Source organism: Streptomyces cavernicola (assembly GCF_029968035.1).
Classification (GTDB): Bacteria; Actinomycetota; Actinomycetes; order Streptomycetales; family Streptomycetaceae; genus Streptomyces; species Streptomyces cavernicola.
In genome coordinates this window covers 86,163-100,361 of record NZ_JASCIQ010000007.1, presented here as the reverse complement: position 1 = coordinate 100,361, position 14,199 = coordinate 86,163, and the positions used below count along the sequence as shown (strand labels likewise).

Here is a 14,199-nt window from a genome sequence, read left to right as displayed (position 1 = left end):
CCGCACGTGCGGACCGGATCGACGAGAAAGGCACAGCCTCATGAGGACCGTGACCGTGGTGGGCGCCTCGCTCGCCGGACTCTACGCCGCCCGGGAACTGCGGGCGCAGGGCTTCGACGGCCGGCTGGTGATCGTCGGCGAGGAGCAGCACCGCCCCTACGACCGCCCCCCGCTGTCCAAAGACTTCCTCGCCGGCAAGGCGGAGGAGAGCGACCTCGCCCTCTCCGACGACGAGGAGACCCTCGAACTCGGCGCCGAGTGGATGTTCGGCGTCTGCGCCCGCGGCCTCGACGCCCGCGGCCGCACCGTACTCCTCGAAGACGGGCGCACCGTCTCCACCGACGGCGTCGTCATCGCCACCGGCGCCCGCGCCCGCCGCCTCCCCGGCCCCTGGCTCGGCGGCGTCCACACCCTGCGCACCCTCGACGAGGCCCGCGCACTCCGCACCGACCTGCGCCGCGGCACCCAGCGCGTCGTCGTCATCGGCGGCGGCTTCATCGGCGCCGAGACCGCCTCGTCCTGCGCCGCGATGGGCCATGACGTCACCGTCGTCGAGGCCGCGCCGATGCCGCTGCTCGGCCAACTCGGCCCGGAGATGGCCGCGGTCGCCGCCCGCCTGCACGCACGCGGCGGCGTGCGACTCGTCACCGGCACCGGCGTCGCCGCCCTGGAGGGCGAGCAGGCGGTGACCGGCGTCCGCCTCACCGACGGCCGCCTCTTCCCCGCCGACGTGGTCGTCGTCGGCATCGGCGCGATCCCCAACACCGAGTGGCTCGCGGAATCGACGCTCGCCGTCCACGACGGCGTGCTCTGCGACGACGGCTGCGTCACCAACCTCCCGCAGGTCGTCGCGGTCGGCGACGTCGCCCGCGTCGGCGGCCACCGCGCCGAGCACTGGACCAGCGCCACCGCCCAGCCCCGCGTCGCCGTGCGCAACCTCCTCGCCGGGTACACCGCCGAACACGTCCGCCCGCTGCCCTACTTCTGGTCCGACCAGTACGGCTCCCGCCTGCAGTTCGCCGGCCGGCGCGAGCAGGGCGACGTCCCGCGGATCGTCGAGGGCTCCATGGAGGAGGGCGGCTTCCTCGCCGTCTACGAACGCGACGCCCGTACGACCGCCGTCCTCGCCCTCGACCGCCCCCGCCCGTTCACCCGCATCCGCCGCGAACTGGCCCGCGCGGACGCCCAGTCGACCACGCTGCCGCCGGCCCCGGCGCCGACTGCCACGCCCGCCCCGGCCCCCGCGACCACGACCGCGACCGCCGCACCGGCCGCGCTCGCGGTCTGAGCCGAGGCCAGGGGATCTCCCCCTGAGACGAAGGGCCGCCCACCGGGGGATCGGGGGCGGCCCTTCGTGGCTTTTCTGCTCGTCCGGGAACTCGGACCCTGGCACGCCCCGAGCCCGAACTGCGCCGGTTCACGGCTGGGAGCAACTGGCCGGTGCGGGCGTGCAGTTGAGGCGTTCCTCGGACGGGAGCCGGCACATCGACGCGGGCGTGTGGGGCGACTGCGCGTCTTCGTGGACCGTACGACCGTGGCGGTGTTCGTCGGCGACGGCCGGTACGTGCACTCCATGGAGGCTTCCCCGTACCCCGCGGACACCGGGCTCGCTCTATTCAGCGCCGAGGGCAGGGCGGTGTTCCGCAACACCGTGGTGCGGGGGTTCGCGGTGTGACGACGGCGGCAGGGGAGGGACACGGCGGCACGGGGCGGTGTGGGGCCGCCCCATGGCGTCGGGTCACTCCTCGAAGTGTGCGTCCAGTACGTCGTCGAGCTCGGTGGTCCAGCGCTTCAGGGTCGCCTTGTCCGGGGCCTGGACCTCGGCCGGGTAGGCGCGGCGCGCGAGGGTGTGGGCCGTGACGGTGAGGCGGCGGCCGAAGCGGGACGTGGAGTGCTCCACAGCGCCGATCTCGTCCCAGTCGAACTCGGCCTCCTGGTCGTCGAGTCGGAAGCGCAGGCCGCTGCCGTCGACGGTGATGGAGCCGCGGTGGTCGGCGGCCTCGAAGGCGGGGGACTCGGCCTTGTCGCCGTCGCCCTCCCCGGCCTCCGCGTCCGCGTCCGCCTCGGCCTTCAGCTCGCCATCCGCCTCGGGCTCGGACCCGGCGGGATCCGTGTCCGCCGCGTCCTCCGCCCCCGTACCGGTCTCGTTCTCTGTGGCCTGTTCCTCGTCCTGCTCGGGCTCGGTCCCGGACGCGGGCTCGACGGCGGCGTCGGCGTCGTCCTCGGGCGCCACGGCCTTCGACGGGGTGATGCCGGGGATGAAGCCCGGGTCCGTCGACGCGGCGTGCACGTGCAGGGGAGCGGCGTTCTCGTCCATGCGCTTTTCCACGGTGCGCAGTATGGCCGATCGACCTGTGTCTGTGACCACCCGCACCCCCCCTCGCTCTGCGTACGTCAGGACAGCGGAGCCGCGTTGCCGCGCTGCTGCGGGATCGCGGCCGCGTCGAGCGGCGCGGCGCCCTCCTGCTGGAGTGCGACGGTGCGGGTGGGGGCGGGGACGCGGATGCCCTCGGCGCGGTACCGCTGGTGCAGCCGCTTGATGAACTCGTGCTTGATCCGGTACTGGTCACTGAACTCGCCCACGCCCAGGATCACCGTGAAGCCGATCCGCGAGTCGCCGAACGTGTGGAAGCGTACGGCCGGTTCGTGCTCCGGGTCGGCGCCCTCGACCCCGGCCATCACCTCGGCGACGACCTCGACCGTGACCTTCTCGACCTGCTCCAGATCGCTGTCGTAGCCGACGCCGACCTGCACGAGGATCGTCAACTTCTGTTCCGGCCGCGTGTAGTTGGTCATGTTGGTGCCGGACAGCTGGGCGTTGGGGATGATCACGAGGTTGTTGGAGAGGTTGCGCACGACCGTGTTGCGCCAGTTGATGTCGACCACATAGCCCTCCTCACCACTGCTCAGCTGGATGTAGTCACCGGGCTGCACGGTCTTCGACGCGAGGATGTGCACGCCCGCGAACAGGTTCGCGAGGGTGTCCTGCAGCGCGAGCGCCACGGCCAGACCGCCCACGCCGAGCGCGGTGATCAGCGGCGCTATCGAGACGCCCAGGGTCTCCAGGACGACGAGGACGCCGATGGCGAGGACCACGACCCGGGTGATGTTCACGAAGATCGTGGCCGAACCCGCCGCGTCCGTACGGGACTTCGTCATCGACTGCACCGCGCCCGTGATCACCCGCGCCACGATCAGCGTGGCGACCAGGATGAGCAGCGCGCTCAGCGACTGGTTCACGACCGTGCGGACCGACCGGGTCAGCGGCAGCGCGCTCGCCCCGACGGCCGCCCCGGCTATCGCCGCCGCCCACGGCGCGAGAGTGCGAAGCGCGGCCACGAGCACGTCGTCCCCGCGCCAGCGGGTGCGCACCGCGTGCCGCCCGAGCCAGCGGAGGACCAGCCGGAGCAGCAGCCCGGCGGCGATGCCCGCGGCGAGCGCGACGGCGGCGAGGATCGCGTCGTGCGCGGTCAGGTCCCGGCTCATCGGCCGCCTCCCGCGGCGCTTCTCACGGCGCTACTCCCGGGGCTCACATACTTGCTCAAGTGGTCACCTGCTCGTCTCTCGGCTGCGCGTACTGCCTCTCCGGTGGTGCTGGAGCCGTACGAATGTGCCGGAAACGTGTGCAACAGGTGCCGGATGTACGGACGGCTCGGGGAGGCAAGGCGTCATCCTGCCGTATCCGTACGGGTGTTGAGACGCGGGGGCGGCCGGGCTCCGGTGAAGGCGGTGTGCTCACCGGGCCCGGCCCCGCCAGGTGTGCGGGTCAGGTCGTGGTCAGGCTGTGCGGATCGCCGGGTCGCTGACGCCCGGCTCGCCCGTCTCGACGTGCCCGGCGAAGCGGCGCAGGAACGTCCCGTCCGACTCGGAGCTCACGGTCACGTCGTACCAGCGCTTGCCCGCGTCCAGGTGCACGGTGTGCTTCACCGTCGCGCCCGCAGCGAGCGTGAACTCCTCGCCGGGACCGCCGTAAGCGTCGGCCAGGTGAAGGCGCACCTCGGCGGCGCCCGCGTTGCTGAGCGTCAGGGCGAGGGTGCCGTCGGAGGCGGCATGGCGGGCGGTGACCTCGGGACCGGCCGTCTTGCCGGGGCCCTTGAAGGTGCGCAGGAAGCCGTTCGGGCCGTGCACCGTCAGGTCATACGCGTCGTCGGAGTACTCCGAGTTCCAGGTGTCCGAGATCGTCTTGCCGGCCTCGGTGGTGTACGTCCAGGGGCCGTCGCCGCGGTTGCCGGAGCGGACGTGGAAGGTGCCGCCGGCCTTCGCGCCCGCACTGAACGTCAGCGTGTAGCGGCCGGAGGCCGGGGTGGCGGCGCCGTCCACGTAGGGGGCGTACGGCAGCGGCCGCGTGGGCCTCGCCCCGGCTTCCTGTGGCGGGAGTTGGGGCTGGGCGGGCGGCTTCGGCACATAGCTGTCGTGGCGCTCGTTGTCCGGCGGGCGGTAGCCGTCCGTGCCGGGCAGCTCGGCCGGGTCCGTGTCCTTGAGGCCGAAGTCGAAGGCCGAGGTCAGGTCGCCGCAGATCGACTTGCGCCAGGGCGACACGTTGGGCTCGGCGACGCCGAAGCGGCGCTCCATGAACCGCAGGATCGAGGTGTGGTCGAAGGTCTCGGAGCAGACGTAGCCGCCCGTCGACCACGGCGAGACCACCAGCATCGGCACACGTTGCCCGAGCCCATAGGGCCCGGCCCCATAACTCGCGTCGCCCTGGAAGGAGTCCAGGCTGGTGTCGACCGTGGACCGCCCCTGGTCGGCGGAGGCCGGCGGATAGGGCGGCACCACATGGTCGAAGTAGCCGTCGTTCTCGTCGTACGTGATGAACAGGGCCGTACGCGCCCACACCTCGGGGTCGGAGGTGAGCGCGTCCAGGACCTGCGAGATGTACCAGGCACCGTAGTTGGCGGGCCAGTTGGGGTGTTCGCTGAACGCCTCGGGCGCGGCGATCCAGGAGATCTTCGGCAGCTTCCCGGCCTGCACGTCGGCCTTCAGATGGTCGAAGAGGCCGTCGCCCGCCTTGGCGTTGGTGCCGGTGCGGGCCTTGTCGTACAGCGGGTCGCCCGGCTCGGCGTTCCGGTACTTGTTGAAGTAGAGCAGCGAGTTGTCGCCGTAGTTGCCCCGGTAGGCGTCGTCGATCCAGCCCCAGTGGCCGGCCGCGTCCAGGCCGTCGCCGATGTCCTGGTAGATCTTCCAGGACACCCCGGCCGCCTCCAGGCGCTCCGGGTACGTCGTCCAGTCGTACCCCGCCTCCTGGTTGCCGAGCACAGGTCCGCCGCCCTGGCCGTCGTTTCCTGTGTGGCCGGAGAACATGTAGTAGCGGTTGGGGTCGGTGGCCCCGATGAACGAGCAGTGGTACGCGTCGCAGATCGTGAAGGCGTCGGCGAGCGCGTAGTGGAACGGGATGTCCTGGCGCGTCAGATGGGCCATCGTGCCCGCCGACTTGGCCGGTATCCACTGGTCGTAACGCCCGTTGTTCCAGGCCTTGTGGCCGCCCGCCCAGTCGTGGTCGAGGCCCGCGATGAACTGCATGCCGAGATCCTCCGCGTCCGGGTGGTACGGGAGCACCTCCTTGCCGCCGTCCGGCTGGTGGAACACGGACTTGCCGCTCGGCAGCGTCACCGGGCGCGGGTCGCCGAAGCCGCGCACGCCCTTCAACGCACCGAAGTAGTGGTCGAACGACCGGTTCTCCTGCATCAGGACCACGATGTGCTCGACGTCGTCGACGGTTCCGGTGCGGCGGGCGGCAGGGATGGCCGCGGCCCGCGCGATGCTGCCGGACAGCGCGGCCACGCCCGCGCCGGCCCCTGCCAACTGCAGGAACCGGCGGCGGTTGAGTTCGGGCTTGGGTGGGGTCATGAGTGGGGGACCTCTGGCGGAGTCGGGAACTTGTACGGACAAGTCAAGTGGAGTGCCCGAAGAGGGTCCAGGTCAAGGGGACGGGGGATGGCGGTTGTGTGACCAGGAGGTCGTTTCGGACTGTCGGCTGTCGGCCGCTCCACAGTCGGTCGCTCAGCCGTCGGTCGCTCCACACTCGGTCGCTCAGCCGCCGGGCACTCAACGGTCGGTCGCTCAACCGGCAAGCCGCAGAGCCGTGTCCGCGACCCCGACCCGCACCGTCTGTCCCCACGTCAGGTCGAGTGCGTCGCCCTCCATGCCGTCCCCGAAGGCCACGAGCCGCTCCGACTCGACGGTGAGGAGCAGCGCCTGGCCGGCCCCGAGCAGCCCCTCGACCCGGACCGTGCCCGTCGCCGGGGACGGCCAGGCCTCGCGTACGAACCACGCCAACTGCCGTTCCGTGGGCCCCGGCAGGGCGAGTGGGCCGCCACGCTGCAGCCACAGGGAGCGCAGCCAGCCGGTGGCGCCGGTGCCGGTGCCGACGAGCACGCCGGAGGAGGCCTGCGGCTCGGCGGCCCCGTCCTGCCCGCCCGTTTCGCCTTTCGTTTCGGGGGCGAGGCGGTAGCGGGCGGTCTGGTGGCCGGGCGGGCCGAGGTAGATCTCGTTGAGCGCGAGCAGCCGCTGCGTGTCGTCGGCGACGGCCGCGACCATCGTCAGGGCGTCGAACGCGGCCCGCCCGGCGGCCGCCGCGGGCAGCAACTTCCGGGCGTCGGCGGCCCGGTGGCGTACGAGCACGCCGGGGTTGCGTCCCGGGTCGGTGTCGATGCCGACGACCGGCTGCCCGTCCAGGTACTTCGCCGCGTTGGCCACCAGACCGTCCTGGCCGACCACCACCACGACGTCCTCCGGCGCGAACAGGAACCGGTCCAGGTCGGCCCGTTCCACGCGGGCCTGCCGCCAGGTCGCGGGGACGGCCGCGGCCACCTCGGCGAGCGCCCGCAGGGTCCGGTGGTGGCGCTCGGCGACCTCGGCGATGTCCCGGCCGCGCGAGCCGAGGAAGTACGCGGCCTGCCCGTGCGTGCCGTGCCGGGCGAGCAACTCCTCGTACTCGGTGGTGCGGTGGACCAGGACGGCGCGTGGGGCGAGGCTCATCGCCCGGCCCTCGCACCCGCGGCGGGGGCGCCGTGGCCGAGGCGCTCCAGGAGGCTCGTCAGGACGTCCGGCGAGATGGTGAGGCTGTCGATGCGCGGCAGATTGTCCGCCAGGTGCCCCGCGTTGAGTGCGGTGAGCGTGGCCGCGTCCACCTCGGCGTGCGCCCGCAGCCACGCGGTCTGCGCCGCCGCCTTCGCCTCGCCGACGGTGCGGGCGGAGCTGGCCTCGGCCTCGGCGAGCCGCACCGTGCGGGCGGCCTCGGCGGTGGCCCGTACCTCGTCGGCGGCAGCGTTCTCCTCGGCCTCGCGGCGCGCGTTGGTGCCGCGCTGCTCCACCAACTGCTCCTCCCTGCGGGCGAGTTCGATCTGACTGGCCAACTCGTTCTCGGCGATGGCCCGTTCGCGTTCCACGGCCACGGCCCGCCGCTCATACGTGGCCCGGTCCGCCTCCTGCTGGATCTCCTCGCGCGCCGGGGTGCGCAGCGCCCGCTCCACCTCGGCCTCCGGGCGGATCGCGACGACCCGCACCGCGACCAGCTCGATCCCGGTGGCGGGCAGCCGCGGCTCCCGGCCGAGCCCCGCGGTGATCCGCTCCCGTACCGCGTTGACGCCGTCGACGAGCGCGGCCGACAGGGCGGTACGGGCAAGGACGTCCAGGGCGTGCTGCTGCGCGGTCTCGGTGAGCAGCGTCGCCAGCTGTTCGAGCGGGGCGCCGCGCCACTGCCCGGTGTCCGGGTCGACGGAGAAGTCGAGCCGCCCGGCGGCCGCGGCCGGGTCGCTGATCCGGTACGTGACGGTGGCCTGCACGGTCACGTCCTGGAAGTCGGAGGTGCGGGCGTGGAACGCCATCTCCAACTCCCGGTCGTTCACGGGCACTTCGGAGAGCGCGGCGCTCAGCGAGCGGTACCAGAAGCTCAGCCCCGCACCGTCGTGCACGAGCTTGCCGCCCCGGTGGTGCCGGATGTGCGCGGTCGGCGCGGAACGCAGGTGACGCCAGCCGAGACGGCGCGTGATGTCGGCCATGGGAGCCCCTCCCGTTGGTTATTGGTCAACAAGACCATAAAGGGCGACCGAGTTTTCGTCAAGGTGACCAAAGGGGGGAGGGGAGTGTGGGGCCGTGCGGGCGCCACATGGAGGGGGCGCGTAAAGGAGGGGAGGGGTTCGCTCGCCGTGGTGGCCGTCGCGCTGATGCCGCTCACCGTTCGCACGACGGCCACCACGGGGCGCCCGGGTCCGGCAGGCCGCCGCCGGACCCGGCGCGGCGTGCCCTCCCCGCATACGGAGGGGGTGCGGAGGAGGGCCGCGCTCCGGAACGCATCGGCCGGCTGACTCACCGACAAGCCAGCCGACCGGCACGTTCCGTACCCGCCCATCGTGCCCGCGCCGCCCGCTCGCCGCGGCCCCCTGAACTCCCGCTCCGTATACCGGAATCCGACGTCCAGGGTGGGGTCCGTATACCGAGCTCCGAGATGGGTGGGCATAGCATCGGTCTCCCTATGGACACCCTCACCTTGTGGGAGCTGGCCGCGCTCGCCTTCGCCGCGGCGCTCGTCGGCTTCTCTAAGACCGCCGTGAGCGGCGCCAACACGGTCAGCCTCGCGATCTTCGCGGCCGTGCTGCCCGCGCGCGAGTCGACCGGAGTGCTGCTGCCGATCCTCATCGCCGGCGACGTGCTCGCCGTCCTCACCTACCGGCGGCACGCGCACTGGCCCACGCTGTGGCGGCTGTTCCCGGCCGTGGGCCTCGGCGTGCTCGTCGGCGTGGTCTTCATGATGTGGGCGGACGACGCGGCCGTACGCACGTCGATCGGCGCGATCCTGCTCCTGATGGCAGGCGTCACGATCGCCCGGCGGCGCTCGACCGGCAAGCGCGACAAGGAAGTTGACGGAGTGAGCGCCGAGGCGTCCCCCGTGGGCTCGCGGGCCGGACGGATCAAGGCCCGCTCGTACGGGGTGCTCGGCGGATTCACGACGATGGTCGCGAACGCGGGCGGCCCCGTCCTCTCCCTCTACCTGATCTCCGCCGGCTTCCGGAAACTCGGGTTCCTGGGCACGTCGGCCTGGTTCTTCCTCATCGTGAACAGCTTCAAGGTCCCCTTCAGCGTGGGCCTCGGCCTGATCGACGCCCACTCGCTGCTGCTCGACGCCGCGATGGTCCTCTTCGTCGTTCCCGGCGCGTACCTGGGCAAGGTCTGCGTGGACCGCATCGACCAGCGGGTCTTCGAGCGCCTGGTGATCGCCGCGACCATCCTTGGCGGGCTGCAGCTGCTGCTGCGCTGAGCACCCGGCGAAGCCCTGGGAGCAGCCCGGCGAAGCCCTGGGAGTACCGGGGCTGCGTCCGCGGGGCAGCGGCTACGATCCAGGCCATGAGCGCATCTGATCAAGAGCGGGACGAGCAGCGGCCGGCCGAGCGGAAGCCGGTTTCCGCTGGTGAGAACGGCAAAGCGACGCCGGAGTCCCGCGAGCGGACCGAGTCGGACGAGGCACGTCGCGAGCGTGCCGAAGAGCTGGACGAGGCCGCGTCGGCGCTCGGAGACCGAGAGGAACTCGACGAGCCGGAGACGCTCGACGAGCCGGAGACCCCCGAAGGGTCGGCGTCCCCCCAAGAGCCGGAGTCCACCGAAGAGCAGGAGACCCTCGAAGAGGTCGATGAGTCGAGGTCCGGGCTCGCCCCCTGGCAGGCGCGCCGGCTGCGCATAGCCGCGGCGTCCGTGCTCATGGTCGCGGCCGCGGCGGTCCTCGCGATACGCCTGGCGAGCCGCTCCTCCGTACTGGTCGTCGGCGTGTACGGGCTGCTGCTCATCCTCTGCGGCATCGTCATCGAGCTCAGCCGCCGCGGCCGTACCCGACTGGGCAGTTGGGTGCTCGGCACGGGCCTGATCGCCGCCCTCGTCGCCGACTGGCGGCTGCTCCCCTGAAGCGGACGGCTTTTACGCGTACGACTTGAAGAGGCTGACATCTCCTCCCGAAAACCGTTGACCTGAACCTTGCTTGAGGTTCTACGGTCTTCAGCATGAGCATGGAAACCACAGCCTGGACCCAGCTGCACAGCGTGATGACAGCGCAGCAGGCCCGTAGAGAGGCAAGCCCCTTCGTCCGGGCCACCCTGCGCCGCATAGGCGCCTTCGCCCGCCCGCACCGCCGCCGCATCATCCAGTTCGTGCTGCTCAGCGTGGTGACCGCGCTGCTCGCCGTGGCCACGCCGGTCCTCGCCGGCGGGGTCGTCGACGCGATCGTGGCCGGCAAGGACTCCGGTCTCGTCGTACGGCTCGCGCTGCTCATCGCCGTGATCGCGCTCGCCGAGGCCGGGCTCGGGCTCCTCGGCCGCTGGCTCTCCGCGAGCCTCGGCGAGGACCTGATCCTCAACCTGCGCACCGCGGTCTTCGACCACGTACAGCGCATGCCCGTCGCGTTCTTCACCCGCACCCGCACCGGCGCCCTCGTCAGCCGCCTCAACAACGACGTCATCGGCGCGCAGCGGGCCTTCTCCAACACGCTCTCCGGAGTGGTGTCCAACCTCGCGACGCTGCTGCTCACCCTCGTCGTGATGCTCAGCCTGTCCTGGCAGATCACCCTGCTCGCGCTCGTGCTCCTGCCGGTCTTCGTCGTGCCCGCCCGCCGGATGGGCAGCCGCATGGCCCGCCTCCAGCGTGAGGCCGCCGCCCACAACGCCGCGATGGGCACGCGGATGACGGAGCGGTTCTCGGCGCCGGGCGCGACCCTGGTCAAGCTGTTCGGCCGGCCCGGCGAGGAGTCCGCGGAGTTCGCCGCCCGCGCGGGCCGGGTCCGCGACATCGGCGTACGCACGGCCATGGCGCAGTCCGCGTTCATCACCGCGCTCACTCTCGTCTCGGCCCTCGCGCTCGCCCTGGTCTACGGGCTCGGCGGCTGGTTCGCGCTGCGCGGCAGCCTCGAAGCCGGCGCTGTCGTCTCCCTCGCCCTGCTCCTGACCAGGCTGTACGCGCCGCTGACCGCGCTCGCCGGGGCCCGCGTCGAGGTGATGAGCGCCCTCGTCAGCTTCGAGCGGGTCTTCGAGGTGCTCGACCTCAAGCCGCTGATCGAGGAGAAGCCGGACGCCCGCGCCGTGCCCGAAGGGCCCGTCGCCGTCGAGTTCGAGGACGTCCGCTTCGGCTACCCGGCCGCCGACAAGGTCTCCCTCGCCTCCCTCGAAGAGGTCGCCGCCCTCGACAACCGCGGCGGCGCCGAAGTCCTGCGCGGTGTCTCCTTCCGCGCCGAGCCCGGCCAGACCGTCGCCCTGGTCGGCTCGTCCGGCGCGGGCAAGTCGACCATCGCGCAGCTCGTGCCCCGGCTCTACGACGCCGACTCCGGTGTCGTACGCCTCGGGGGCGTGGACGTACGGGAGTTGAGCGCCGCATCGGTCCGCGCGACCCTCGGCATGGTCACCCAGGACGGGCACCTCTTCCACGAGTCGGTCCGCGCCAACCTGGCCCTCGCCCGGCCCGACGCGAGCGAGGACGAGCTGTGGGAGGCGCTGCGCAGGGCCCGCCTCGACGAGCTGATCGCATCCCTCCCGGACGGCCTCGACACCGTCGTCGGCGAGCGTGGCTACCGGCTCTCCGGCGGCGAGCGCCAGCGCCTCACCATCGCCCGGCTGCTCCTCGCCCGGCAGCGCGTGGTCATCCTCGACGAGGCCACCGCCCACCTCGACAACACCTCGGAGGCCGCAGTCCAGGAGGCCCTCGCCGAGGCGCTCGCCGACCGCACCGCCGTCGTCATCGCACACCGCCTGTCGACGGTCCGCGCGGCCGACCTGATCCTCGTCGTCGAGGACGGCAGCATCGTGGAGCGCGGCCGCCACGAGGACCTCCTCGCGCTGGGCGGGCGCTACGCACAGCTGTACCGGACCCAGTTCGCCGGCCAGCCGGACCGGGATGCGTCGCCGATCGAGCAACTCCCGTACGAGAAGGGCCTGTTGAAGGCGGATGTGACGGTGCAGGAGCCCGGGGCGGAGGAGACGGCTTCCGTGTCAGGCGCGTGAGGCACGCGTGAGGCACGCGTGAGGCACGCGTGCGGCGGGCGGGCCCGGGGCGGCGGGGGGGGGGGCACAGGGGACCCCCGGCCGCCCCCCCGGTCAGAGTGGTGCGCCGCCGAAGCCGATCTCGTTGCCGTCCGGGTCGCGGTAGGTGGCCTTGCGCACGCCGTTCTCGTACGTGTCGCGGCGCGTGGGCTCGATGCCGCGCTCGGCGATCGCCGCGACGCGCTCGTCGAAATCGCTGACGAACAGGGTGTGAAAGGCGTGACCTGCGCGTTCGGGCAGCAGCTCGATATAGACGGAGCGGTTCTCCGCGAGTTCCCAGACGGCCTCGACGTCGTTCGGGAAGAACGTCGCGGGGACGCCGAACAGCCGCTCGTACCAGGCGAGGGCCGCCGCGTAGTCGGTCACGGGGATTCCGGCGAACAGGGCGAGTTCCATGCCGTCATCGTAGGGAGCCCGCTCCGCCCCGTCCCGTCGAGCTGTTCGCGCCGTACGCCTGCACGTACCGGCGGAAGACGTCCCGGGACATTGCGGTGGTGCGGCTGCGGAGGGTGACGGGCTGACCGGCTGATCCCAGAACGACCGCACGCCTGCTGCTGCTGTTGCGCGGCAGGCCCCGGGCGCACAGGGTTGCTTGTGGTGCCGGTGTCACCGTGCAGGCGTGGACCCGCCGTATCCGGGAACGCGTTGCCTAGGAGGAGTTCCCCATGACGCACCCCGTGCCCGACCCCGTACCGCCTGGTCCTACGCCGGGTCCGACGCCGGTCCCCGAGCCCGTGCCTCCCGGCCCGACCCCCGGCCCCGTGCCGCCCGGCCCCCCGCCGGGCCCCGGCCCCGGCCCGGACCGGCCCGACCCCGGGCCCTTCCCGTCACCGGTCCCGGACCCGGAGCCCAAGCCGACCCCCGAGCCCCAACCGTCCCCGGTTCCGAAGCCCCCGGGCCCCGACCCGGTCCCAGAACCGGAACCGCAACCGGGCCCGATGAAGTAGGCGCTACTGGGGCTCCGCCCCAGACCCCCGCTCCTCAAACGCCGGAGGGGCTGAAAATCAGCCCCTCCGGCGTTTGAGGAGGCCCGTCCGGCAGGACTTTCGGGAAGGGGCGTTGGTGGGGAAAAGAACGCGCTCTGGTCACCGCCCCCGCGATCGGCCATGCTGCCGTACCGACGAAGAGCCGGAGAGTCAGACGCGTGAGTCGCGCGTGACACGAGTCAGAGGAGACTGCCGCCCATGGCGTTGTTCGATCTGCCGCTCGACCAGCTGCGCGCGTACCGCCCCGAGCACCCCGCCCCCGCGGACTTCGACGAGTTCTGGCTGAAGACATTGGCCGAGTCCCGCGAGCACGACCTGGCGGCGCGGTTCGAGCCGGTCGACACCGCCCTCACGAACGTACGCGTCTTCGACGTGACGTACGCGGGCTACGGCGGACACCCCGTCAAGGGCTGGCTGATCCTCCCCGCAAACGCCCGCGCCCGCGCCGGCGCCGAGGAACCGTTGCCCGCGGTGGTCGAGTACATCGGGTACGGCGGCGGGCGCGGCCTGCCGCACATGCATCTGCTGTGGGCCACCGCGGGGTTCGCGCACTTCGTGATGGACACCCGGGGCCAGGGCAGCGGCGGCTGGGCGCAGGGCGACACCCCGGACCCGGTGGGCAGCGCCCCCGCGTACCCCGGGTTCATGACCCGCGGCGTCGAGGACCCGCACGACTACTACTACCGGCGCGTGTTCACGGACGCCGTGCGCGCCGTCGAGGCCGTCCGTTCGCACCCGCTGGTGGACCCCGCCCGCGTCGCCGTCGCCGGGGGCAGCCAGGGCGGCGGCATCTCGATCGCGGTGAGCGGCCTCGTACCGGATCTCGCGGCGGTCCTGCCGGACGTGCCGTTCCTCTGCGACTTCCCGCGCGCCGCGACCCTCACCGACCATCTGCCGTACAAAGAGATCGGTTCGTACCTCAAGTCCCGCAGGATCGGCGGCGATTCGGTCTTCCGCACGCTGTCCTACTTCGACGGCGTGCACTTCGCCGCGCGCGCCCAGGCCCCGGCCCTGTTCTCGGTGGCGCTGCAGGACCTGACGTGCCCGCCGTCGACGGTGTTCGGCGCGTTCAACGCGTACGCGGGAGAGGACAAGCGCATCGAGGTGTACGAGTTCAACGAGCACGAAGGCGGCGGACCATACCAGCAGGACGCCCAACTGCGCTGGCTACCGCGGTACTTGACCGCTCCGTGACCCGA

Annotated in this window: 11 protein-coding genes and 1 pseudogene; 6 read left to right on the top strand and 6 right to left on the bottom strand. The window is 72.3% G+C overall.

Annotation, left to right across the window (positions count from 1 at the left end):
- The first annotated feature begins 40 nt into the window (after positions 1 to 40).
- Positions 41 to 1,288 carry an NAD(P)/FAD-dependent oxidoreductase gene (locus QIS96_RS08920; RefSeq protein WP_282541894.1) on the top strand — a complete coding sequence of 416 codons (1,248 nt, stop codon included), beginning with the start codon at positions 41 to 43 and terminating at the stop codon, positions 1,286 to 1,288.
- A gap of 136 nt (positions 1,289 to 1,424) precedes the next feature.
- A pseudogene (locus QIS96_RS08915) lies at positions 1,425 to 1,675 on the top strand (GH32 C-terminal domain-containing protein); the annotation flags it as partial.
- 63 nt (positions 1,676 to 1,738) lie between these two features.
- On the opposite strand, the gene QIS96_RS08910 reads toward QIS96_RS08915, so the two are convergent.
- From QIS96_RS08910 to QIS96_RS08890, 5 genes are all read right to left on the bottom strand, one after another.
- Entirely contained in the window at positions 1,739 to 2,329 is a 591-nt protein-coding gene (locus QIS96_RS08910; protein WP_282541893.1) for a hypothetical protein, read from the bottom strand.
- A gap of 65 nt (positions 2,330 to 2,394) precedes the next feature.
- Positions 2,395 to 3,486 (bottom strand): mechanosensitive ion channel family protein, encoded by a 1,092-nt coding sequence (locus QIS96_RS08905; RefSeq protein WP_282541892.1) that lies wholly within the window; start codon positions 3,484 to 3,486, stop codon positions 2,395 to 2,397.
- A gap of 291 nt (positions 3,487 to 3,777) precedes the next feature.
- The gene (locus QIS96_RS08900; protein WP_282541891.1) at positions 3,778 to 5,847 is read right to left on the bottom strand and encodes a phosphocholine-specific phospholipase C; all 2,070 of its coding nucleotides are present in this window, start codon (positions 5,845 to 5,847) and stop codon (positions 3,778 to 3,780) included.
- 213 nt (positions 5,848 to 6,060) lie between these two features.
- Positions 6,061 to 6,978, bottom strand: coding sequence for a diacylglycerol kinase catalytic domain-containing protein (locus tag QIS96_RS08895; RefSeq protein WP_282541890.1), 918 nt, complete (start codon positions 6,976 to 6,978; stop codon positions 6,061 to 6,063).
- Positions 6,975 to 8,000, bottom strand: coding sequence for an SPFH domain-containing protein (locus tag QIS96_RS08890; protein WP_282541889.1), 1,026 nt, complete (start codon positions 7,998 to 8,000; stop codon positions 6,975 to 6,977). Before QIS96_RS08890 ends, QIS96_RS08895 begins: the two co-directional genes overlap by 4 nt.
- A 473-nt stretch (positions 8,001 to 8,473) precedes the next feature.
- On the opposite strand from QIS96_RS08890, the gene QIS96_RS08885 reads away from it, so the two are divergent.
- The 3 genes from QIS96_RS08885 (at position 8,474) to QIS96_RS08875 (ending at position 11,975) form a co-directional block, all read left to right on the top strand.
- The gene (locus QIS96_RS08885) at positions 8,474 to 9,256 is read left to right on the top strand and encodes a sulfite exporter TauE/SafE family protein (RefSeq protein WP_282541888.1); all 783 of its coding nucleotides are present in this window, start codon (positions 8,474 to 8,476) and stop codon (positions 9,254 to 9,256) included.
- Between the two features lie 86 nt (positions 9,257 to 9,342).
- Entirely contained in the window at positions 9,343 to 9,894 is a 552-nt protein-coding gene (locus QIS96_RS08880) for a hypothetical protein (protein ID WP_282541887.1), read from the top strand.
- 101 nt (positions 9,895 to 9,995) lie between these two features.
- Positions 9,996 to 11,975, top strand: a complete 1,980-nt coding sequence (locus tag QIS96_RS08875) for an ABC transporter ATP-binding protein (protein ID WP_282541999.1) — start codon at positions 9,996 to 9,998, stop codon at positions 11,973 to 11,975.
- 93 nt (positions 11,976 to 12,068) lie between these two features.
- On the opposite strand, the gene QIS96_RS08870 is transcribed toward QIS96_RS08875, so the two are convergent.
- Positions 12,069 to 12,410 (bottom strand): VOC family protein, encoded by a 342-nt coding sequence (locus QIS96_RS08870; protein WP_282541886.1) that lies wholly within the window; start codon positions 12,408 to 12,410, stop codon positions 12,069 to 12,071.
- Positions 12,411 to 13,198: 788 nt separating this feature from the next.
- On the opposite strand from QIS96_RS08870, the gene QIS96_RS08865 reads away from it, so the two are divergent.
- Positions 13,199 to 14,194, top strand: a complete 996-nt coding sequence (locus QIS96_RS08865) for an acetylxylan esterase (RefSeq protein WP_282541885.1) — start codon at positions 13,199 to 13,201, stop codon at positions 14,192 to 14,194.
- The last annotated feature ends 5 nt before the right edge of the window (positions 14,195 to 14,199 follow it).

Excerpts from the sequence above, each read along its gene's own strand:
- QIS96_RS08875 (WP_282541999.1), top strand. The coding sequence starts at position 9,996 with ATGGAAACCACAGCCTGGACCCAGCTGCACAGCGTGATGACAGCGCAG.
- QIS96_RS08870 (WP_282541886.1), bottom strand. The coding sequence starts at position 12,410 with ATGGAACTCGCCCTGTTCGCCGGAATCCCCGTGACCGACTACGCGGCG.
- QIS96_RS08865 (WP_282541885.1), top strand. The coding sequence starts at position 13,199 with ATGGCGTTGTTCGATCTGCCGCTCGACCAGCTGCGCGCGTACCGCCCC.
- QIS96_RS08885 (WP_282541888.1), top strand. The coding sequence starts at position 8,474 with ATGGACACCCTCACCTTGTGGGAGCTGGCCGCGCTCGCCTTCGCCGCG.
- QIS96_RS08890 (WP_282541889.1), bottom strand. The coding sequence starts at position 8,000 with ATGGCCGACATCACGCGCCGTCTCGGCTGGCGTCACCTGCGTTCCGCG.
- QIS96_RS08895 (WP_282541890.1), bottom strand. The coding sequence starts at position 6,978 with ATGAGCCTCGCCCCACGCGCCGTCCTGGTCCACCGCACCACCGAGTAC.
- QIS96_RS08905 (WP_282541892.1), bottom strand. The coding sequence starts at position 3,486 with ATGAGCCGGGACCTGACCGCGCACGACGCGATCCTCGCCGCCGTCGCG.
- QIS96_RS08880 (WP_282541887.1), top strand. The coding sequence starts at position 9,343 with ATGAGCGCATCTGATCAAGAGCGGGACGAGCAGCGGCCGGCCGAGCGG.
- QIS96_RS08920 (WP_282541894.1), top strand. The coding sequence starts at position 41 with ATGAGGACCGTGACCGTGGTGGGCGCCTCGCTCGCCGGACTCTACGCC.
- QIS96_RS08900 (WP_282541891.1), bottom strand. The coding sequence starts at position 5,847 with ATGACCCCACCCAAGCCCGAACTCAACCGCCGCCGGTTCCTGCAGTTG.